The sequence below is a fragment of the Ekhidna algicida genome (assembly GCF_051379705.1).
GTDB lineage: Bacteria > Bacteroidota > Bacteroidia > Cytophagales > Cyclobacteriaceae > Ekhidna.
Window position 1 is genome coordinate 3,467,565 of the sequence record NZ_CP179868.1, and the last position, 20,253, is coordinate 3,487,817.

Sequence of the window (20,253 nt, forward strand, 5' to 3'; positions counted from 1 at the left end):
TAAAAATTAGTTTCTATTTCACGAGCCGACTTATCAGGTATTTTATTGGAATTTTGAGGGAGGTTAAAAGTGATATTGATTAAGTTTGCCTCGTTTTTTAGACGTTCTCCCAAGTAAGAAATATGTCTCAGACAATTAAGCTGAAAAAAGGTTTTGACATAAACCTAGCCGGAAAGGCAGAAAATAAAACAATTGAAGTACCCCAGCCGGACACTTTCGCGCTAAAACCGACTGATTTTAGTGGACTAAGTCGACCGAAACTAGTCGTTAAAGAAGGTGATAATGTAAAAGCCGGATCGCCCGTATTCTTCGAAAGAAATGTAGAAGACATTCTTTACACTTCTCCTGTAAGTGGTGAAATCGTTGAAATAAAGCGAGGTGAAAAAAGAAAAGTACTTGAAGTAAAAATACTTGCCGATAAGGAAATTGAATTTGAGAAGTTCAAGAACTTCTCAGCTTCCGAAGTAGGAAGTATCTCAAAAGAGGATGCACTTGATCAATTAAAAAAGTCAGGCGGATGGACGAGTATTATTCAGCGCCCATATGGTGTAATAGCCAATCCTGAAGATACTCCTAAAGCTATTTTCATTTCAACATTTGATAGCAGCCCTTTGGCACCAGACTATTCATTTGTGCTGCAGGGACAGGAACAATACTTTCAAGCAGGTATTGATATTCTCAAAAAATTCACAGTTGGTTCGATTCATTTGAATGTGGATGGAAGAGCAGAAGTATCTCAGCTATTCTCCAATGCTAAAAATATTCAGCTGAATACCATCGATGGTCCACATCCGGCAGGCAATGTAGGCGTTCAAATCCATCACATTGATCCAATAGCTAAGGGCGATATCGTTTGGACTGTAAACCCGATTGATGTAGCCATGATCGGTAAGCTATTCATAGATGGTATTTACGATACCTCCAGACTAGTAGCATTGACAGGTTCTCAAATGAAAGAAAGGGGTTATGCTAAGTTGTTTTCAGGTGCATGCCTCAACAAGTTAGACGTAGAAGGAGATGATAATCGATACATTTCAGGTAATGTGTTGTCAGGTGAGGGTATAGGATCAGAAGGTTATTTGGGACGCTACCACCATCAGATCACCGTTATACCTGAAGGTAAATACGAGGAGTTTTTGGGCTGGATCTTACCATCAACCAAAAAATTAAGTTTCCACAAAGCATTTGGAATGCTAACCTTCCTCAACGGAAAGAATAAAGAGTTTGAAGTAGACACAAACGCACACGGGGAAGAAAGAAACTTTGTGATCTCTGGAGCATTCGAAAATGTGATGCCGATGGATATTCTTCCTACCTATTTGTTCAAGGCAATTTTAGCCGAAGATTATGACGATATGGAGGCACTTGGCATCTACGAAGTAGTTGAAGAAGATGTTGCATTGTGTGAGTTTATAGATATATCTAAGAACCCACTCCAAGAAATACTTAGAGAAGGAATTGATTTAATAAAAGAAGGATAAGCAGGAATGAAGTTTTTGCAGAATAAGTTCGATCAGATAAAACCTCTTTTTGAAAAGGGAGGCAAATTCGAGAAGTTCCATACAATTTATGAAGGGCACAGAACCATCTTCTTTGCTCCTGACATAATCACGGGTAAGAAAGGAGCTCAGATCAAGGACGCAACAGATTTAAAACGTCTGATGTTTACAGTAATCATAGCAATGATTCCATGCCTCATCTTTGGTATGTGGAATGTGGGTCACCAACACTTCATAGCAACAGGTGTTGAGGCTTCTATTCTTGATAAATTTTGGATTGGAATTCTAAAAGTAGTGCCAATCATTGTGGTTTCTTACGGAGTTGGACTCCTTACCGAGTTCACCTTTTGTGTAATCTACAATCGTCCGATTGAGGAAGGTTTCCTTGTTTCAGGAATGTTGATTCCTTTGATCATGCCAGCAACCATTCCATTGTGGCAAGTAGCACTCGCTACTGTATTCGCAGTAGTAATTGGCAAAGAAGTATTTGGTGGGACGGGAATGAATATATTGAACGTGGCATTAACAGCCCGTGTATTCTTATACTTTGCCTACCCATCGCAGATATCCGGTGATGTTTGGACCTATTTCGGGGACAAAACTCCTGTTGACGGATTTTCAGGAGCTACAATTCTTGCTTATGGAGCTGAGGCGGCTGCAAATGGTACAGATATGATGCAAGCAGTTTCGGGACATTGGTACTCAGGAATGTTTGATTTCTGGAACATGTTTGTTGGGATTATTCCGGGAAGTATTGGTGAAACTTCAGCTTTGATGTGCTTGATTGGTGCTTTCATTCTGATTGCTACTGGTGTAGGAAGCTGGAAAATCATGTTGAGCGTGGTACTTGGAACACTCGCCATGGGAGGTCTATTTAACCTGACAGGTGGAAATAGTTTCATGGAAATGCCTGCTCACTATCATTTGGTGATTGGCGGGCTTGCCTTTGGAGCCGTTTTCATGGCAACAGATCCAGTAAGCGCATCACACACAGAATTAGGAAAATGGATTTATGGATTCTTGATTGGAGTAATTACCGTATTGATACGAGTGGTCAATCCTGCATATCCAGAAGGTATTATGCTGGCGATATTGTTTATGAACGTATTCGCCCCGCTTATTGATTTTTATGTTGTTGAAGCAAACAAAAAAAGAAGATTAAAACGTGCGACAGTCTAATTTATATGTAATTCTATTTGCCATCGGACTCACGGTGGTATTTGGAGGTGCGCTATCCCTTACCTCAGTAGGGCTGAAGCCATTGCAAGACAAGCAAGTGGAGTTGGATACCAAGAAAAAGATTCTTGGCGCTGTTATGGATATTTCTACCATAGAAGATCCAAACGAAATTTTGAGAATCTACAGTGAGAAGGTAAAATCAATGGTAGTAGATATCAATGGAAATGAAGTTTCCACTGATGATAAAGGCAATCCGATTGTTGCGGAAAAAGTGAACATACAAAAGAACTATAAACTTGATCCACAAGAGCGTTTATATCCTGTTTTTATGGTCATGGATTCAAACAATGAGCCAGAGTCTTACATATTTCCAACTTTCGGAGCTGGTCTATGGGATTGGATTTCCGGCTATGTAGCGTTCGGGAATGATTTAAATACAGTGAAGGGTGTAGCTTTTGACCATAAGGGTGAGACTCCTGGTCTGGGTGCAAGAATAACAGAAGCGACAGTGCAAAGTCGCTATGTGGGTAAAGAGATATTTAATGATCAAGGAGAGCTGGTAAGTATTACGATGGTTAAAGGGGAAGGAAATACCGGTTTAACCGAACATCAAGTGGATGGTATGTCGGGTGCAACAATCACTGGCAAAGGAGTAAATGCCATGTTGGAGAAATATTTGGAATGCTATTCTGCATTCATTCAAAAAACTAAATCTGAAAAAACAGCGAGTCTATGAGTACTGAAATCGCAGAAGTAGCAGAGGAATCAGCTGTAGCTCTTAAGACTAAAGAGCCAGCAGAACCATTGTTTTCAAAGAGAAGAAAACGAATTGTTTCTGATCCTTTGAATGAGGATAATCCTATCACCGTTCAGGTTCTTGGAATCTGTTCAGCTTTGGCTGTAACAGTACAGTTTAAACCGACGATGATTATGTCGATTGCGGTAGTATTTGTTATCGTATTCTCTAATCTCATTACTTCATTAATGAGAAAAATTATTCCCAATAGGATTCGGATTATCGTACAGTTGGCAATTATAGCTACGCTTGTAACGCTCGTAAGTGAGGTGCTAAAGGCGTACAGTTACGACATGTATAAAATACTTGGTGCATATGTGGGGCTAATCATTACAAACTGTATCGTTATGGGACGATTGGAGGCATTTGCAATGGCAAACAAGCCTTATGACTCTATACTGGATGGGTTCGGAAGCGGTTTTGGCTATGCCTGGATTATCCTCGTAGTGGCTTTCTTTAGGGAGCTTCTTGGTGGAGGTACAGTGTTCGTTGGAACATCTTTGGAATTTGATTTATATGGTTCGCTAGGTGGATTGTTGGGAACAACATTACAAACAAATGGATTGATGGTCGACTCTATTGGAGCCTTCATTCTTTTGGGATTGATTATTTGGATTCAAAGAAGTAAAAACGGTTACGTTGAGCATTAGCAAATAGCCATTTGAGGTATTCATTGAGAAATAGACTAAATATCTGATAACAAGCATCAAACAGCGATTTAATGTCGCTAATGAAAATAAAGAATTATGGAAGCGTTTAATATAGCGATCAAGGCAATTTTCATAGACAACATGATCTTTGCATACTTCTTAGGTATGTGTTCATTCTTGGCCGTATCAAAGAAAGTAAAGACAGCTTTTGGTCTTGGAATGGCAGTAATCTTCGTATTGACGATTACTGTGCCGATTAACTGGTTGATTCAGGAAAATGTATTGAAGGAGGGAGCCTTGTCCTGGCTTGGTGCTGATTTTGCAAGCATCGACTTGACATTTCTACAGTTCATCATTTTTATTGCAGTAATTGCAGCAATGGTTCAATTGGTAGAAATGATTATTGAAAAGTTTTCTCCATCCTTATACGGATCACTTGGAATATTCCTACCGCTAATAGCTGTAAACTGCTCGATCCTTGGATCATCTCTCTTCATGGTTCAAAGGGATTACACGATCGTAGAAGCTACAGCGTTTGGGTTTGGATCCGGAACTGGCTTCTTTCTGGCAATTATTGCACTAGCGGCAATCAGAGAAAGATTGAAGTATTCGCATGTGCCTGATGGCCTGAAAGGATTAGGAATCACTATGCTGATTACCGGCCTTATGGGGCTGGCTTTCAAATCATTTATTGGAGTAGCACTCTGATTAAATAGAAAATATCATCAAAAGGGTGTCTTGCACCCTTTTTTTGTGTCTATTCTTTAGGTGTATGACACCTTTTTTGTTACTAATTCAAAAACTAAAACATTATGAAAAAGACTTTACTAACAATTTCTTTAATACTTATCTCAGCGATGGTATTTAGCCAGGCATCAGTTTCCTTAGGAATCAAAGCTGGAGCGAACTTCGCTAACACTAATATTTCTGGTTCGGAATCAATTACTTCGTTGCATGCAGGGGCATATGGTCTCTTCAAATTTGCAAGTCTTGGTGTACAGCCAGAGGTGTTGTTTTCTAAACAAGGTTCAAGCTTTGCAGGAGGTAGCGAAGTAAATCTTGATTACGTAAATATCCCTGTAATGGTAAAATTCTATCTACCTGCTGGTTTGAATCTTCAAGCAGGACCGCAGTTTGGTCTTCTTCTGAATGCAGAAGATGAAGATGGAGTAGATCTAAAAAGTGGATTGAAAAACTCAGATCTTTCAGCTGCACTAGGTGCTGGATGGGATGCGCCATTTGGACTACAATTCTCGGCTAGATATGTATTCGGACTATCCGATATAAATGATGGTCTGGGAACAGAAGTAAAGAATAAGACTTTCCAACTTTCTGTAGGCTACAGCTTATTCAAACTAGGAAACTAAGATTTATAATAAACTATCAAAGAAAGCCGGGGCATTTTGCTTCGGCTTTTTTTGTGATGCAGGAGAAACATCAGTTTGTGATCGACTCGAGCTTAAAGTAGATGCTATCAGAAGTATAGCAAGCGCAATACCGCAAAGGATAATAAATATCTGCTTTCGGTTATTCATGGTTAGGTTTTGAACATAAAAACCTAAATGAAGAATACCCTTATTATCTGTCGTTCAATGTCCAGTCATACTCCTGAAACTCCACTGTATAATTTTCCGGCACTTTGTAAAACCGATATTTGTTTACATACTCTATTAATGAGCCTGCATTAGAAATGAATTGATCACTATACCAGTCGAAAATCTTGTTTAGTACCACTTTCTCATTCTTTTCATCTACAAGGACATAGTTGGGGCGATCAATAATTAGCTCAGATCGAAATTCCAATTGCTCCTGAAGCTTATCTGGATAATAGGCATTATCATAAAGAAATGGGCAGCTTCTGGCCCCACATCCTAGTGCAAAGTGAATTCGAGGGTCTTTAGTAGGACCTATCAACTTGGTGAACTCAATTCCATCTAAAGTGAGTAATTCACCCGCAACATTAAACGTCTTCACTTTGAAAAATCCCTTTACATCCATTGGACTATTTATCGGGTAGTTATCAGTGACCTGTTTGATGACTAGAATATTATATGCGTTGATATAAAATGCGGTTTGATAATCCTGAGATTGACCTTGAGGCTTATGAATAGCAATTTTGAATACTAGGCTGTCGAGTTGATTTGGATTCTTATTGAGTTTTTCGTAATCAATAAGCCCAAATACAACTTCTTCGAGTAAGAAGTCATTGAATTCATCAAATAATGAAGTGGAATCGGGAGACTGAGCCGAGGAAGAAACAGCATAAATCAGGCTAATAAGAATTACAAAATGTTTCATGATTATACTATTCAAGAGATTAAAACGATTTGGAGCAATTTAGTTAGCTCACACTAAATGTTTTGTTCTTAAATGTTCTTGGGCTGACACTTGTTGGATTAGCTTAAAAGTGGACCAAAAACCTCCAGAAATGGATCTTTATCTACGACAGTATAGTAAAATATTGCTCCTAACCATCCATGAAAGATTCCTAAAACGTAAAGATTCCGTTGCTTAAGAAAAATAAAAGTATAAAAGAGTGATAGGACAAAGGTTCCAAACATTAACCATCCGTAGGGATAATGCAACAACCCAAATAGAACCGAAGTGGTAATGATGATGGCTATGTTGCTGAATTTTTTTTGCAGCTGCATGTTCCCTGCCACCAGAGACATTAACAGAAACTGTTGGAGGATGCCAAAAAGTGGATAAATGATCAAAATTGGTAGTGCATGCCAATGTGGATTTAAAGTCCCTTGCAGATAACCAATCGTGAAACATGCAATAATGGCAACAATACCAAAGGGCAAGACCTTCCTCAAAACCAAATAGAAATTGTCAGTACGAAAGCCCCATTCTTTTAAGATCTCTGATGATTTTCCTATACGCCAAAACATGTATGATCCCCAAAATACAAACATGATCAGAATAAAGATCAAACGCTGATCAAGGATATCGTAAAAAAGAAACTTACCTAGTGCCGTTACAACTACAGCCAATATTTCAAATTTTTGACGTGTCATTCTTTAGATTTTTCGACGAGTTAGTACTATTATACAATAAAATCATGATTTAGTGCAATTATTTATTTTTTTTAGCGATCTTTAATGGTTAGTACAGGATTTCACCAGTTACCCCTACCGCTAAACTCATTATGTTATGAATAGTCCACTTACCTCAGCGACTAAGACAGCTCTTCAATCTACACTCTTAATTATTGCATTAACTACTCTTTCCATATTCATTTCCTGCTCGAGTGAAGAAGATCCACTTCCAGATACAGACAATGATGGAATTGTGGATGAAGAAGACAACTGTCCATTGGTTAAGAATAAAGATCAGAAGGACAGCGATGGAGATGGAATAGGAGATGCTTGTGAGGAAGACTCTGATGGAGATGGTATCATTGACGAACTAGATAATTGTCCTTTGGTGAGTAATCCAGATCAGGAAGATGAAGATGGGGATGGTATCGGTGATGCCTGTGAAGGTGATGCAGATGGAGATGGAGTTGTAGATGACAAAGACAATTGTCCTGAACTTGCCAATCCAGATCAGGAAGATACGGATGGAGATGGTCTGGGAGATGCTTGTGATCCAACAACGGTAACTCAAGACAAAGAAAATATAGAAATGGCTCTAGATGCAACCTTGGATTGTATCATGACTTTCGAAAACGTCTTGGCAATTGAAACTGTTTTGACAGATTTTCTTGGAATCAACAATGGAGATACAATAAATCTGGAATGGGTGGAAGAACTCACAGATGGCTTATCAGAAGTTGCACCAACATCTGAGGAAAGTAGATTTGACATTGACCTTTTCGAGGGCACTTACACATATAATCACGGAGATGGCTCATGGACACTAACTGAGAATCAGAATGGAATGGTAGTAATCGAATTTCCTTCAAATCCGACTGAAACGACAAATAATGCATTAATCACAGTGGGTAATTATTCAGATCAAGAAGTAACGATTGGAGAAGAGCCTGTGTTTTTGCCTAAGACGGTAGATGCATCGCTAATGGTTGATAATGTAGAAGTGATTGCTATAAATCTTGATGGTGTTAAGTATGCTTCTAATGAAGGATTTCAAATTCCTGTTGAGATTAACCTATTTGTTTATATAAATCCATATTCACTTTCGATTAGCCTGGATCAAGGCTCCTCTACAGAGTATTCGCTGGATCTTGATTTTTCAGATGATACAGACTTGTGTTCTACCGGAATACATGTGGAAGCAGAGCTTGCGTCCGATGATTTTGAAAACATAACCGAGCAAGATGTACTTGGTCTTACGTTTGCACTTTACAGTAATGATCTTACCATTCAATCTTTGGGAGGAATAGCTGAGGTGCTACAAATAACAGATCCTACAGTTACTCAGATCAATGCTTTCGTAGATATGGAAGTGCTTTACAAAGATTTGAAAATTGCAGATATGATACTTGAAGAAGGGCCTAGCGATGAAGTAATGGTTCTGTTGCAATTCAAGGATGATTCCACAGAAGATAGTGCGGATTACTATGAAGACTTCATTAATGAGCTTGAATCACTATTCAACTCTTACTTTGGAGAATAGTCTGAAACTAAATTTCATAGTTTCTAATAAATTATAGAGGACATTCCCAGTGGCAACGGATACGTTCATCGAACTGTTTTGTCCCAACATAGGGAATATGAGGGCGTTTCTCGCAGATCTCCAGCAGCTCTGAAGAAACATCTCTACGTTCATTTCCTATTACCAACATGCATAGTACGTTTTGGAGGTACTCATTGAACGAAGTACTTTTGTCTGTATACTCCAAGGCAATGGGAGTGAATTCTTTTGTAAACTCTATTACTTCCCCTATGGATCGTAACCCTTTGTGTGTGATATGATCCAAGGTCTGTCAGGAAACTCTACTTAACTTATTTGGATCTGGGCTTTGGCTGGATCTGAAAGTAAATATTCTGCTGATACGGCATACGTCAGCAAATCGGTATATGGCGCCTAAATACTGGGGATACTCAAGTCCATCAAGAAGCAGTACGATCGCGCTCGGATCCTTATGAATCTCATCCATTCGCTTTTTGCATCCGGATTAATTTTATGAAAACTTAGTAGGTATTCGTCATTTGCTTTCATTAACTATTTTGATAGAAAATAATTTACTATGCGCTTTCTTAATAATTGATTGGAATAGTTTTCTTTCAATGATTGAAGTAATCAAAATGATAAGAAATAAAGCAATATAAAACCTTCCGGATTGTGCTGGAAAGAGAAAGAATCTTGTCGCAAATGTCAGAAAGCATGTTATAACTATTATAACCCCTCTTTTTGATAAAATATCCTTATTTGTTTTACTCCATAGGAGATAAGTTAAGGTGCCGAATACTAAGAACCACGGCATAAAAAACCAACTTGATTTGATTAAAACGTTGAGATATTGTTTAAAAGTCAAGTCTACATTGGTTGACAATGGGAAGCTCATCTTTTCTATAAATGAATGATAGAATAGGATTTCCCAACCTCCATTATCGAAATACTGATCAATGGTGATCCATATGGCACTTAGAATTAGAACTAGAAGCACATTCTTCATTAGTTCATTTAGCTTATGCTGTCTAAGAAAGGAATCAGCAAATAATAGAATAAAGCACCATATTATATTATCAGTGCGTGTGCCAACTAATGCTGGCATAAGCAGAAAGAGGATTAGTGAATTTCTATCTTTGACATAGACGACAGCAGCTGAAAATAATAATAATGTGGATAATGCATCCGGAGTTGCGAGTCTAGCTACACTTATAGTTGCCGGTAGAAATAAAATGATTAGAGATACAATTCCTGCAAAAAATGAATTACCACTTTCCTTCTCTATTATGTAATAAATAAAAAAAATAAGAATTAAAGTAGAGATAAGTGATGGTATTAGAGTTGATAGAGTTATTGGTATTCCTGCCTTGAAAAGTGACCTAACTATTGATACATATATAATTTTGATTGAATAGAATGGAAGCTGCTCGTTAAATGCTTCATGATCATGTCTCATCGAACTCTTATAGATTCCTGATGTCAACTCATGAAAATCTTTTTCTGAAAGTTGATTTTCAACTACTTCATAGGAGTATTCGTGCACATTTTCAGGATCATACTCATCTAAGCTATATACACACGCTATATAGCCTATCATATCCCAATTATTAACTGGCCATGACCCAATTGAAATGATAATAATGGTGAAGAGGCTATAGAAGAATATTTTTGTTTTCACAGTACTGGCTATTCTGACAGTTTCGTTCTATTATTTTTTGGAATTTGAAATCAATTTACTTTTTTAATAGGTACCCAGACCTCTTCTTCAGATTTAGGATTCTTGTTTTGTATTTCTCACTAAGCAATTCAAAATGTTCCCTATCGTCCAATACATAATTTGAGTTTGGAAGCCACTCTTCTAAAATAAATTGCATGGTTCTTGGAAATTCCTGAGTAGAACCATTGTGTAGAAAAACTGCATAAACTCCTCCGTTTAGAACATAAGAGTTCATGCCTTTCGGAATATCATCAAAATTTGCTACTTCAACTGCTGCCCATTTTGCAAACTCTGTGTTTGGATTGAAATTGTTGAAATAGGCTGAATCGTCGATTTACATCGAGTAAAGCTTTGGATATAGTTGATTTTTGATGTCCTTTTTCTGTGGCATGAAACTACTCCAAAGTTCAAATGTTCGATTTTCAACCAACGACATTTTCATGAATTTCCCTATGAGATTTTACTCAGCAATGCGAATAATTTTCGGCCTCATTTACAAATTTTTAAGTTTGCTCAGATCAGTGCTATTGAAAATCCTATCAGGAACATAGATCGCTAATTGTCAATTAGGTGCACCCAAATCACATATAGATATTGCTGATTAAAACTCATTAAAAGTATCTCGCTGATCTGCCCCAAATTTCTAGTTCGTAATAAGATATTATTGAGCCGTTTCGCCTATTTAATTAAGAACCTGTTGTGTGTCGTTATTGTCATTGACATGCTTCTGGTAAAATTTCCATGCATTTCTCGCCACGTTCCTGCCTAGTTCTAGTCCAGCTACATTATCAGCCTGAATATGGTATCCTCCAAGAACTCTTGATATTCCCGCCATATTTGCGGTTTCAGTGAAGGTTGGAAACTTTATGGTGACGGTATCTCCCAAGTTATCTGGTTCAGTAAGCGCACCCGCTACTAGTTTCACCTCTTCTCCAAATTCGTCACTACCTGTCCATAACTTAAGTGCCTCTCCACATGCACCGCTGATACAACTATGTCCTGATACATAACTTGGAAATGGCGGGCATAGAAATGTTTCTGGTGAGTAAGGTCTCCATTGATTACCATCAATATCCATCATTCCCTTTCCTTCACCACCCCAAGCCTTAATAACTTGGTTCTCAAAATATTTATGAACTAAAGCGTAAGGTCTCGCATAGTCATAGTACATTTTTGAATCCCATGAGGCTATAAATGCATCCATAGCTACAACTTGATTGAAAAAATACATTTTCACATCATCGTCAAGTGTATGATTATCTCTTCTTGAGACATCCTGCGCAAATTTCAACCAGTGACCTGCTTGTTGTACAGATTGAGGACCATCTCGCATGAATTCGACTAGTGCCTTGTCGTAATCAGTTAAACCAGCTTGTAAATCAATCACTTCCTGCACTTCCTTTTGTAATTGTTCCGACCCAATCATTGGAGGAGGCCCAGGACGAAATTGATCTCCGGATTGAAGTGAAACTGGCTCTACCTTATCCCAAAAAGGAGTTAAGCAACCGGGAGCAAATGTTCCTCCTTTACCATCTGCAAAGTACTTAGGTTGCCAACGATTAGGGTCTACATTCTCATCAGCAGAATTCACTGGCTCATATCCGACATAGTTAAAATAAGCTTCTCCGTTTGAGCCCTCTTCTTCACCATATTGATTAGCTCCGTCACCTTTACGGGCTTCAATCACTGCTCTTGCTGCTAGATTTCCTATGCCCTCCGGAGTAGTTGGGTCTAAAGAGTTGTTTGTTGGGTCTAAACCTAACTCTCGCATAAAGTCTGCAAACAAGGCTTTGTTAGAATAATAATATTCAGACATTGCTTTAAAAGCTGCATGGCTAATCGCAATCTCTTTGTTGCTCAAGGTATGTTCGCCCGGAGGTCTTCTTTCTGCGCTTTCTAAATAAACGGGAATTGCATTTTCGTCATACCTTGACCATGCATCAAACACCGCAACAAAAATTAAACCCAGATACCTTGAGGTAATGGTTGGTCTTGGGTTAAACTTTTCGGTATCGTTTGCAGTAGCCAGCAATGCTATTTTACCCCAACGATAGGCTAAGTTTTCTACGCCTCTAGGTTCTGGAGTTTCCTGATCGTTTTGGTTACAAGTAACCAGTATTAAGGAGATAAGAAGTAGTGAGAGTGTTCGATTCATAGAAGTAGGAGTTTTTACAAATTCAAATTTATAAATTTTCTCATTTTATGAGTAGCGCCTCACGCAACCTCTTATCAACTGTTGCAGGACTTTATTTATATCAACTGTTCTGGATGAGGTCGTTAGCAAGGTTCACTTAATATTTCCTCGTTTCACTGGAATTCTTGTTTGTCTTGGTTCCAAGGGATGTAATTAGGTTGTCTACTTCGTAACCTTCCTTTGACTTCAAAATATTGTAGAAGCAATAAAAAGAAGAAAAGTAATTACACTTACGACTGTTGTGAAAATCCCCGTCCTTTTGGATTTCGCCCAACCTGACAACCCGATGATAGTCAGGAGGGAAAGAACTCCCACCATATATCCTAAGAAACCAATAATTCTTGGGGAATTCAAATCGCCGTGTGTGATCTCAAGGGGATATCCATCAGTAGTAACCAGTACAACCTTTGTCATTGCGAATACAGCCGTTAGAAATCCAGATGAGGAAGTAGTAGCTAATCTTAAAATCACATTGTAAAGTCGCTTTTCCGATTGATTTATGAGTAGGTTGGCCGTTATTGCTATTGAGAATCCACCTAGAAATACTGAGATTAAAATGATTTGACTTGAAAGTTTATTCCAATACTCAAAAGGTAATTCTACCATGGTAATAGTTGATTATTAGTTGTGATTATGGAGTACAGCGCCTATGTGATGCGTGAGCTCTCACTTTGTAGATCACTACTAAAATAGTGAAGTATGCCGGTGCTTCCAAAGTTTGTAGAAGGCACTAAAAGTAACCATGGTTACTAATCCTCAAAAGTTATTCAAAATAGATACGTGAAAGCAGTTGATATATAATGAGATTATAAAAAAATCCCTCATTCTAATCTCGAATGAGGGATTTATCTTATGAGATTTACATCTGCCTTAAAGACCAAAGATTGCTGTCTGTGACTTAACAGAACTCGGCGTATACCTGCTCAAGGTGATCAGCGATCATCTCTGCAGACCTTCCTTCGATATGGTGTCTCTCCACCATGTGTGCTAGTTCACCATCTTTGAAAAGGGCTATTGCCGGAGAAGATGGCGGAAATGGTAAAGTAAACTCGCGTGCTTTTTGTGTGGCTTCAATGTCAAATCCGGCAAATACCGTCGTAAGACTATCAGGTTTCTTGTCTGACTTATCTAGAGACAATAAAACACCTGGGCGGCATGTGCCAGCTGCACATCCACAAACAGAGTTGATCACCAATAGTGATGTTCCTTTGTGATCTGTCAAGTGATTTGTAACCGCCTCAGCAGAAGTCAATTCTTCAAATCCATTCTGAGTAAGTTGAGCTTTCATCGGAGCTACTAATTCCGCAGGGTACATATTCGTATTGTTTTGTTTTTTACTAATTACATAAAACCAAGTTCCAGCTTCGCTTCTTCGGACATCATGTCCGTAGCGTATGGTGGATCAAAGGTCAATTCTATATTCACATCGTTAACACCTTCTACCTCTCGTACGTTCATTTCGATTTCACTCGGAATGCTTTCCGCAGCAGGGCAGGAGGGAGAGGTCAGCGTCATCACGATCTCCACATTATTGATAGGGAGAATGTTGATTTCATAAATCAATCCCAGCTCATACACATCCACAGGAATCTCCGGGTCATACACACCTTTGATTGCACGAATGATGTCCTCCTTTAGAGCCAGGGTATCGTTATTTGTTTTCGTTTCGCTCATGATTCTTGTTTAGCCGTTAGTGCTAACGCGTACATTTTCATTTGCTTGATCATTGCAGCAAACCCATTAGATCGTTGCGTGCCTATGAATCGATCCATTCCTATTTGCTGTGGAAAATAAATCTCTGCGTTCATAACGCTTTGAGGTGGCGATTGATTCAATGTGCGAACCAACAAACTTACCAAACCTTTAGTAATGGCGGTATTGGAGTCTGCTTTGAACTGGATGCGATCATTGTCCAGCTCAGCTGTCATCCATACTTTGGATTGGCAGCCTTTCACAATGTTATCTTCGATTCGGGCTTCTTCAGGAAGTTCGGCGAGTTCAGCGCCAAGCTCCATGATGTAATCCAATGTCATTTCCATATCGCCATCCAGCATGGCGAACTCTTCTATGATTTCCTCCTGACGTTTCTTAATTAAGTCCATTAGTTGAATCGTTCAACAATTTTCTGCAAAGATTCACAGAAAACATCAATTTCTTCTTTGGTGTTGTAAACCGCAAATGAGGCACGCACAGTTCCATCTATTTCCAGAAAGTCCATTAGTGGCTGGGTACAGTGGTGTCCTGTCCGTACTGCGATTCCTTTTACGTCCAGTAGTTGCCCCAGATCGTAAGGGTGGACATTGCTAACCAGAAAAGAAATCACACTGGCCTTGTCTTCGGCTGTCCCAATAGGAGTGAATCCCGGTATTTTGTTGAGCTTGGCATTAGCATATTCCAGCAGTTCATGCTCGTATGCCTGGATGTTTTCATGTCCAATCTCATCAATGAAATCCATTGCGTATTTGAATGCGATGACTTCACCAATGTTTGGTGTGCCTGCCTCAAACTTATATGGAATATCATTGAAGGTAGTACCATTGAATGACACGTCTTTGATCATCTCTCCACCACCCTGATACGGAGGCATGGTTTCTAAAATATCTCTTCTCCCATAAAGGACTCCAACACCTGTGGGACCATACATTTTATGGCTTGACAATGCAAGGAAATCACAATTCATATCCTGCACATCAATTTTAATATGAGGGGCGGCTTGTGCTGCATCTATCATTGTGGTTACACCTTGATCGATGGCCAGTGAAATCATTTCCTTCACCGGATTGATGGTACCTAATGAATTGGAAACATAGTTTACTGCTACCAATTTGGTTTTTGAGCTGAGCAGTTTTTTGTATTCCTCAATCCGGATTTCACCCTTGTCATTGATAGGAATCACCTTGATGATTGCTCCAGTGCGTTCGGCGGCTAGTTGCCATGGAACAATGTTGGAGTGGTGCTCCAATTGAGAGATGAGAATTTCATCTCCTTTTTGAAGATACTTTGAGCCCCATGACTGAGCTACCAGATTGATACTTTCAGTGGTTCCTTTGGTAAAGATGATCTCATCAGCTTCCGCTGAATTAATGAATTTGTGTACACGCTCACGGGTAGCTTCAAATTTTTTGGTGGAACGCTCAGCTAGTGTATGAATGCCTCTGTGAATGTTGGCGTGATCTTTTTCGTAAAACTGAATCAATGCATCTACCACGCTTTTGGCGGTTTGTGATGAAGCTGCGTTATCGAAATAGATAAGCGGCTTACCATTTACCTCTTGGTTCAGAATGGGAAATTCCCCCCTGATTTTCTCAATATCTAATATGGTGGTAGTTGTGGATGACATTACATCAATTTTTGATCAATCAATCCTTGAATTTCTTCTCTTACAGATTCAATCTTTACGTGCTCCATTGTTTCCATTGCAAACGCATTCAAGATCATGGCTTTGGCATTTTTCTCATTGATGCCTCTGGCTCTTAGATAGAAGATGGCGTCTTCATCCAGCTGACCTGATGTGCAACCGTGTGAGCATTTCACATCGTCTGCCCAAATCTCTAGTTGAGGTTTAGTATGCAGAGTCGCATCTTCTGAAAGCAGAATATTGTTGTTAGACTGGAATGCATTGGTTTTTTGAGCATCCTGTCTTACATAGATTTTACCGTTAAAAATTCCAGTAGATTTTTCATCCAGAATGCCTTTGTAAAGCTCATTGCTATACGAATTTGGCATTTTATGATCCACAGAGGTGTTGTTGTCTACGTGCGATTTCTTATCCAAAAGGAAAAGGCCGTACATATGTCCTTCGCAGTTCTCACCTTCCAGATTGATTGTCAGGTTATTTCTGACCATAGCTCCTTCAAATGAGAAGGTGTTGTTGTAGAAATGTGAATCACGTGAAACACTTGCTACTACCGTCTCATGGCTGAACGTTTCAGTATGGTAGTTCTGTACTTTGGTGTGATAACCAAATGCATTTTTACCAACCGTGAATTCGATGTATGAATTGGTGAAGGTATTGGTGCCTTGAGGTGTGATGAGTTTCTCCACCACCCTGAACGTGTGTCCGTCTTTTACATTGATCCTGATTCGTGGGTTGGAGATTCCGTTGGAATTGAAGTGGTAAATGAATACCGGTTCTTCATAGCCCGATTCAATCATCACCTCCTCACCGGCATAGGCCGTATTCAATAGGCTGAATGGATCGTGCTTTCCCTCAGTAACTTCTCCAACCGACAGCTTTAGCTTATCTGAAATTTTGGAGTCTTCTTTTGAAAGAAAGCCATTGATAAAGATTAAGTGACTTCCGTTTTCCTTGTAAAGCTTGCTTTTGTCAACACTACCTTCACTTTTCGTCTCGAAAGAAACTTGCTTCTCCAGCATGGAAGTGATGGGAGTGAATTTGTAAGCTTCTGATTTTTTGTGTGGTAAACCAATCTCGCTTAGCATCTTCAACGCGTCTTTCTGTGCCTGATTGCCATGAAATGCGTCAGTAAGGCTTTTTAGAAGTGTTGAATCAATCATCATACGGCAGCTACTTCTTCTTTGATCCAGTCGTATCCTTTTTCCTCCAGTTCCAGTGCCAGGCTTTTGTCTCCTGACTTTACGATTCTGCCTTTGTAAAGTACATGCACATAATCAGGAACAATGTAATCCAGCAACCGCTGATAGTGCGTCACTACGATCGTAGCTGTCTTATCAGTTTTTAACGTATTCACTCCATCGGCAACAATTTTCAATGCATCGATATCCAAACCTGAATCGGTCTCATCAAGGATTGAAAGCTTTGGCTCTAACATCGCCATCTGGAAGATTTCGTTTCGTTTTTTCTCTCCGCCTGAGAAGCCTTCATTTAGTGAGCGACTTAGCAATGCCTGATCGATATCCACAAGCTTCATTTTCTCTTTCATCAGCTTCAGGAAGTTTACTGCATCCAGTGCTTTTTCACCTCGAGCTTCTCTGACCTGATTGATGGCTGTTTTTAGGAAGTTGGTTGTGGAAACTCCAGGAATTTCTACAGGATATTGAAACGCAAGGAAAATGCCTTTTTGAGCTCGTTCTTCAGGACTCAATTCAAGTAAGTCCTCATTTTCGAATGTTACAGAACCTCCGGTAACATCGTAATCTTCTCTTCCTGCTAGTACAGAGGCCAAGGTGCTTTTACCAGAGCCATTTGGCCCCATGATTGCATGCACTTCGCCAGCTTTCACTTCAAGGTCAATACCCTTTAATATTTCCTTGTCCTCGATAGAGGCTTGTAAATTTTTAATTGAAATCATACGTTTATTGAGTTGATTATCCAACACTACCCTCCAGGGTCAATGCCAATAGTTTTTGTGCTTCTACTGCAAACTCCATCGGGAGTTTGTTCATTACTTCTTTTGCAAAGCCATTCACGATGAGGGCTACTGCTGTTTCTTCATCTATTCCTCTTTGCTGGCAGTAGAAGATTTGATCTTCACCAATCTTAGAGGTAGTCGCTTCATGCTCAACCTGAGCTGTTTTATTTTTTATGTCTATGTATGGGAATGTGTGTGCTCCACATTTATCTCCCATCAGCAGCGAGTCACATTGGGAGAAATTACGTGCACCTTCCGCACGTTTTGTTACTTCTACTTGTCCTCGGTAGCTGTTTTGTGATTTACCTGCTGAGATACCCTTCGACACAATTCGTGATCGGGTATTTTTTCCTAGGTGGACCATTTTGGTTCCAGTATCCGCCTGCTGATAATTGTTTGTTACTGCAACAGAGTAGAATTCACCAACAGAATTGTCTCCTTTCAGAATACATGATGGATATTTCCAGGTTACTGCCGAACCGGTTTCTACTTGTGTCCAGGATATTTTAGCATGATCGCCAGAGCAAATACCTCGTTTGGTTACGAAGTTGTAGATTCCACCCTTGCCGTTTTTATCGCCAGGGTACCAGTTTTGTACCGTCGAGTATTTTACCTCGGCATTCTTGGCCGCATAGATTTCTACTACCGCCGCATGTAGCTGGTTTTCATCTCGTTGAGGAGCGGTGCAGCCTTCCAGGTAGCTCACGTAGCTATCGTCATCCGCAACAATAAGTGTTCTTTCAAACTGTCCTGTATTCGCTGCATTGATTCTAAAATAAGTAGAGAGCTCCATAGGGCATCTTACACCTTTTGGAATATAGCAGAAAGATCCATCCGAGAAAACTGCTGAGTTAAGTGCTGCAAAATAGTTGTCATTTGCAGGAACAACTGAACCCAGGTATTTCTTGATTAAATCAGGATGTTCTTGAACTGCTTCACTGAATGAGCAGAAGATCACCCCCAATTCTGATAATTTATCTTTGAAAGTTGTTGCTACGGATACAGAGTCAATAACTGCATCTACAGCGACTCCTGTTAGTCTTTTTTGCTCTTGTAAGGAGATTCCTAAACGCTCGAAGGTTTTGAGCAATTCCGGATCTACTTCATCAAGGCTTTGAGGCTTCTTGTCTTGCTTAGGCGCTGAGTAATATCTAATGGACTGGTAATCAATCTTTGGGTAATTGATATTTGCCCAACTAGGCTCTTTCATTTGTTTCCACTGATCGAAGGCTTTTAGACGCCAATCAAGCAACCATTGAGGCTCTTCTTTTTTAGCAGAAATGAAACGAACAATGTCTTCATTAATACCTAATGGAGCTTCATCTGCTTCGAAATCTACAGACCAGCCATGTTCGTATTCTTTGGAGGTAAATTCTTCTAATATTTGATCGTCAGTGCTCATCTAAAAAAACTTCGTTTCGGAGTGCAAAGGTACACCTTATTTATAGTAATTCTAAATAAGAACAAGGAACTTGGAAGAAGGTTCAGAACAAGAGGCTTTTTCTAAAAAACAAGGTGTTTATTCACGCTCTCTTCAAGTGAAATGAAGGTTTCTGTACTTTCTATACCATCTACTTTCTGGATTTTATCATGAAGAACATCTCTTAGATGAGAAGTCCCCTTGCAATAGATTTTACAGAAGATATTGTAATTACCTGTGGTGTACCTGATCGTGGCGATTTCAGGGATTTCTTTGAGCTCAGAAACGACTCTATCGTATAGTGAACTTTTCTCAAGATAGATTCCCAGAAAGCAGGTAATGTCATATCCAAGTTTTTCGTAATCTATTTTTAAAGTAGTGCCTTTCACGATCCCCATTTCTTCTAGTTTTTTCATTCTTACATGCACAGTTCCACCAGAGACAAATACTTTTTTAGCTACTTCAGTGTAAGGCATCTTAGCATCTTCTGAAAGAATGTTTAGGATTTTCAAATCCACATTATCAATCTCATAATTTTTGCTCATATATCATTGCTTATTTTTGAAAATTTCAATTTATAACGTTTTAAATTGAATAATATGTATTTATTAATGTAATATATTGAAATATTTTCAGTAAAAGAGGTGATATACTACATTTGAATTATCAAACACACTGTAGAGTGGTGAAATTGGCAGACATGCCCTCCTCTCTCGGGGGTGGAGATAAGGGATAAATCCCGGTAAGTTCTCTCTCGATCTTGAATCGGGAGAGAACGTCTGGGGCTAACTGCTCCGTGAAGGTTCGAATCCTTCCTCTACAGCTTTGGGTTAATGTTGTTTATTTAGGTCTTGGTAGGGGTGCCAAGGCCTTTTTTATGTCCTTTT

Annotated in this window: 22 protein-coding genes and 1 tRNA gene; 8 read left to right on the plus strand and 15 right to left on the minus strand. The window is 39.2% G+C overall.

The genetic code is table 11. The features are described 5' to 3' along the window. Positions 1-122: 122 nt before the first annotated feature. From ACL8WY_RS15580 to ACL8WY_RS15605, 6 genes are all read left to right on the plus strand, one after another. A complete protein-coding gene (locus tag ACL8WY_RS15580) occupies positions 123-1,481 on the plus strand; it encodes a Na(+)-translocating NADH-quinone reductase subunit A (protein WP_436515682.1) in 1,359 nt (452 codons plus the stop codon). 6 nt (positions 1,482-1,487) lie between these two features. Next, on the plus strand, positions 1,488-2,678 hold the full coding sequence (locus ACL8WY_RS15585; protein WP_436515683.1) for an NADH:ubiquinone reductase (Na(+)-transporting) subunit B: 1,191 nt from the start codon (positions 1,488-1,490) through the stop codon (positions 2,676-2,678). Beyond that, the gene (nqrC, locus tag ACL8WY_RS15590; RefSeq protein ID WP_436515684.1) at positions 2,665-3,414 is read left to right on the plus strand and encodes an NADH:ubiquinone reductase (Na(+)-transporting) subunit C; all 750 of its coding nucleotides are present in this window, start codon (positions 2,665-2,667) and stop codon (positions 3,412-3,414) included. Before ACL8WY_RS15585 ends, nqrC begins: the two co-directional genes overlap by 14 nt. Then, positions 3,411-4,124, plus strand: coding sequence for an NADH:ubiquinone reductase (Na(+)-transporting) subunit D (locus tag ACL8WY_RS15595; RefSeq protein WP_436515685.1), 714 nt, complete (start codon positions 3,411-3,413; stop codon positions 4,122-4,124). The genes nqrC and ACL8WY_RS15595 overlap by 4 nt, the downstream gene beginning before the upstream one ends. 96 nt (positions 4,125-4,220) lie before the next feature. Continuing rightward, the gene (gene nqrE / locus ACL8WY_RS15600) at positions 4,221-4,832 is read left to right on the plus strand and encodes an NADH:ubiquinone reductase (Na(+)-transporting) subunit E (protein WP_436515686.1); all 612 of its coding nucleotides are present in this window, start codon (positions 4,221-4,223) and stop codon (positions 4,830-4,832) included. 104 nt (positions 4,833-4,936) lie between these two features. Next, positions 4,937-5,491: a porin family protein gene (locus ACL8WY_RS15605; RefSeq protein WP_436515687.1), complete on the plus strand. Its 555-nt coding sequence runs from the start codon at positions 4,937-4,939 to the stop codon at positions 5,489-5,491. A 211-nt stretch (positions 5,492-5,702) separates the two neighbouring features. On the opposite strand, the gene ACL8WY_RS15610 is transcribed toward ACL8WY_RS15605, so the two are convergent. Next, positions 5,703-6,422: a DUF547 domain-containing protein gene (locus tag ACL8WY_RS15610; RefSeq protein ID WP_436515688.1), complete on the minus strand. Its 720-nt coding sequence runs from the start codon at positions 6,420-6,422 to the stop codon at positions 5,703-5,705. A gap of 98 nt (positions 6,423-6,520) precedes the next feature. Then, positions 6,521-7,144 (minus strand): CPBP family glutamic-type intramembrane protease, encoded by a 624-nt coding sequence (locus tag ACL8WY_RS15615; RefSeq protein WP_436515689.1) that lies wholly within the window; start codon positions 7,142-7,144, stop codon positions 6,521-6,523. 136 nt (positions 7,145-7,280) lie between these two features. Between ACL8WY_RS15615 and ACL8WY_RS15620 the strand changes: the two genes are divergently transcribed. Further along, the gene (locus tag ACL8WY_RS15620) at positions 7,281-8,705 is read left to right on the plus strand and encodes a thrombospondin type 3 repeat-containing protein (RefSeq protein ID WP_436515690.1); all 1,425 of its coding nucleotides are present in this window, start codon (positions 7,281-7,283) and stop codon (positions 8,703-8,705) included. A gap of 31 nt (positions 8,706-8,736) precedes the next feature. On the opposite strand, the gene ACL8WY_RS15625 is transcribed toward ACL8WY_RS15620, so the two are convergent. From ACL8WY_RS15625 to ACL8WY_RS15685, 13 genes are all read right to left on the minus strand, one after another. Then, positions 8,737-9,009 carry a hypothetical protein gene (locus tag ACL8WY_RS15625; protein WP_436515691.1) on the minus strand — a complete coding sequence of 91 codons (273 nt, stop codon included), beginning with the start codon at positions 9,007-9,009 and terminating at the stop codon, positions 8,737-8,739. A gap of 228 nt (positions 9,010-9,237) precedes the next feature. After that, positions 9,238-10,380, minus strand: a complete 1,143-nt coding sequence (locus ACL8WY_RS15630) for a hypothetical protein (protein ID WP_436515692.1) — start codon at positions 10,378-10,380, stop codon at positions 9,238-9,240. Between the two features lie 55 nt (positions 10,381-10,435). After that, on the minus strand, positions 10,436-10,753 hold the full coding sequence (locus ACL8WY_RS15635) for a GyrI-like domain-containing protein (RefSeq protein WP_436518067.1): 318 nt from the start codon (positions 10,751-10,753) through the stop codon (positions 10,436-10,438). Between the two features lie 348 nt (positions 10,754-11,101). Then, on the minus strand, positions 11,102-12,574 hold the full coding sequence (locus ACL8WY_RS15640) for a vanadium-dependent haloperoxidase (protein ID WP_436515693.1): 1,473 nt from the start codon (positions 12,572-12,574) through the stop codon (positions 11,102-11,104). Positions 12,575-12,799: 225 nt separating this feature from the next. Continuing rightward, entirely contained in the window at positions 12,800-13,219 is a 420-nt protein-coding gene (locus ACL8WY_RS15645; RefSeq protein WP_436515694.1) for a hypothetical protein, read from the minus strand. A gap of 292 nt (positions 13,220-13,511) precedes the next feature. Then, on the minus strand, positions 13,512-13,928 hold the full coding sequence (locus tag ACL8WY_RS15650) for a BrxA/BrxB family bacilliredoxin (RefSeq protein ID WP_436515695.1): 417 nt from the start codon (positions 13,926-13,928) through the stop codon (positions 13,512-13,514). 26 nt (positions 13,929-13,954) lie between these two features. Continuing rightward, positions 13,955-14,287, minus strand: a complete 333-nt coding sequence (locus ACL8WY_RS15655; RefSeq protein ID WP_436515696.1) for an iron-sulfur cluster assembly protein — start codon at positions 14,285-14,287, stop codon at positions 13,955-13,957. Continuing rightward, positions 14,284-14,715, minus strand: a complete 432-nt coding sequence (locus ACL8WY_RS15660; protein ID WP_436515697.1) for a SufE family protein — start codon at positions 14,713-14,715, stop codon at positions 14,284-14,286. The genes ACL8WY_RS15655 and ACL8WY_RS15660 overlap by 4 nt, the downstream gene beginning before the upstream one ends. After that, positions 14,715-15,953 carry an aminotransferase class V-fold PLP-dependent enzyme gene (locus ACL8WY_RS15665; RefSeq protein WP_436515698.1) on the minus strand — a complete coding sequence of 413 codons (1,239 nt, stop codon included), beginning with the start codon at positions 15,951-15,953 and terminating at the stop codon, positions 14,715-14,717. The genes ACL8WY_RS15660 and ACL8WY_RS15665 overlap by 1 nt, the downstream gene beginning before the upstream one ends. Next, positions 15,953-17,134 (minus strand): Fe-S cluster assembly protein SufD, encoded by a 1,182-nt coding sequence (sufD, locus tag ACL8WY_RS15670; protein ID WP_436515699.1) that lies wholly within the window; start codon positions 17,132-17,134, stop codon positions 15,953-15,955. Before sufD ends, ACL8WY_RS15665 begins: the two co-directional genes overlap by 1 nt. Then, entirely contained in the window at positions 17,131-17,886 is a 756-nt protein-coding gene (sufC, locus tag ACL8WY_RS15675) for a Fe-S cluster assembly ATPase SufC (protein ID WP_436515700.1), read from the minus strand. Before sufC ends, sufD begins: the two co-directional genes overlap by 4 nt. A 16-nt stretch (positions 17,887-17,902) precedes the next feature. Further along, positions 17,903-19,348, minus strand: a complete 1,446-nt coding sequence (sufB, locus tag ACL8WY_RS15680) for a Fe-S cluster assembly protein SufB (protein WP_436515701.1) — start codon at positions 19,346-19,348, stop codon at positions 17,903-17,905. 101 nt (positions 19,349-19,449) lie between these two features. Continuing rightward, positions 19,450-19,911: a winged helix-turn-helix transcriptional regulator gene (locus ACL8WY_RS15685; RefSeq protein WP_436515702.1), complete on the minus strand. Its 462-nt coding sequence runs from the start codon at positions 19,909-19,911 to the stop codon at positions 19,450-19,452. Between the two features lie 131 nt (positions 19,912-20,042). Here ACL8WY_RS15685 and ACL8WY_RS15690 point away from each other — a divergent pair. Continuing rightward, positions 20,043-20,189 (plus strand) — tRNA-OTHER (locus tag ACL8WY_RS15690). Positions 20,190-20,253: the final 64 nt, after the last annotated feature.

What these genes read in the sequence shown, in the direction of transcription:
- ACL8WY_RS15620 (WP_436515690.1), top strand. Translation starts at nt 7,281, where the DNA reads ATGAATAGTCCACTTACCTCAGCGACTAAGACAGCTCTTCAATCTACA.
- ACL8WY_RS15610 (WP_436515688.1), bottom strand. Translation starts at nt 6,422, where the DNA reads ATGAAACATTTTGTAATTCTTATTAGCCTGATTTATGCTGTTTCTTCC.
- ACL8WY_RS15685 (WP_436515702.1), bottom strand. Translation starts at nt 19,911, where the DNA reads ATGAGCAAAAATTATGAGATTGATAATGTGGATTTGAAAATCCTAAAC.
- sufB (WP_436515701.1), bottom strand. Translation starts at nt 19,348, where the DNA reads ATGAGCACTGACGATCAAATATTAGAAGAATTTACCTCCAAAGAATAC.
- ACL8WY_RS15605 (WP_436515687.1), top strand. Translation starts at nt 4,937, where the DNA reads ATGAAAAAGACTTTACTAACAATTTCTTTAATACTTATCTCAGCGATG.
- ACL8WY_RS15595 (WP_436515685.1), top strand. Translation starts at nt 3,411, where the DNA reads ATGAGTACTGAAATCGCAGAAGTAGCAGAGGAATCAGCTGTAGCTCTT.
- sufC (WP_436515700.1), bottom strand. Translation starts at nt 17,886, where the DNA reads ATGATTTCAATTAAAAATTTACAAGCCTCTATCGAGGACAAGGAAATA.
- ACL8WY_RS15660 (WP_436515697.1), bottom strand. Translation starts at nt 14,715, where the DNA reads ATGGACTTAATTAAGAAACGTCAGGAGGAAATCATAGAAGAGTTCGCC.
- ACL8WY_RS15580 (WP_436515682.1), top strand. Translation starts at nt 123, where the DNA reads ATGTCTCAGACAATTAAGCTGAAAAAAGGTTTTGACATAAACCTAGCC.
- ACL8WY_RS15645 (WP_436515694.1), bottom strand. Translation starts at nt 13,219, where the DNA reads ATGGTAGAATTACCTTTTGAGTATTGGAATAAACTTTCAAGTCAAATC.
- ACL8WY_RS15640 (WP_436515693.1), bottom strand. Translation starts at nt 12,574, where the DNA reads ATGAATCGAACACTCTCACTACTTCTTATCTCCTTAATACTGGTTACT.
- ACL8WY_RS15665 (WP_436515698.1), bottom strand. Translation starts at nt 15,953, where the DNA reads ATGTCATCCACAACTACCACCATATTAGATATTGAGAAAATCAGGGGG.
- ACL8WY_RS15585 (WP_436515683.1), top strand. Translation starts at nt 1,488, where the DNA reads ATGAAGTTTTTGCAGAATAAGTTCGATCAGATAAAACCTCTTTTTGAA.
- nqrE (WP_436515686.1), top strand. Translation starts at nt 4,221, where the DNA reads ATGGAAGCGTTTAATATAGCGATCAAGGCAATTTTCATAGACAACATG.
- sufD (WP_436515699.1), bottom strand. Translation starts at nt 17,134, where the DNA reads ATGATGATTGATTCAACACTTCTAAAAAGCCTTACTGACGCATTTCAT.
- ACL8WY_RS15650 (WP_436515695.1), bottom strand. Translation starts at nt 13,928, where the DNA reads ATGTACCCTGCGGAATTAGTAGCTCCGATGAAAGCTCAACTTACTCAG.
- ACL8WY_RS15615 (WP_436515689.1), bottom strand. Translation starts at nt 7,144, where the DNA reads ATGACACGTCAAAAATTTGAAATATTGGCTGTAGTTGTAACGGCACTA.
- ACL8WY_RS15655 (WP_436515696.1), bottom strand. Translation starts at nt 14,287, where the DNA reads ATGAGCGAAACGAAAACAAATAACGATACCCTGGCTCTAAAGGAGGAC.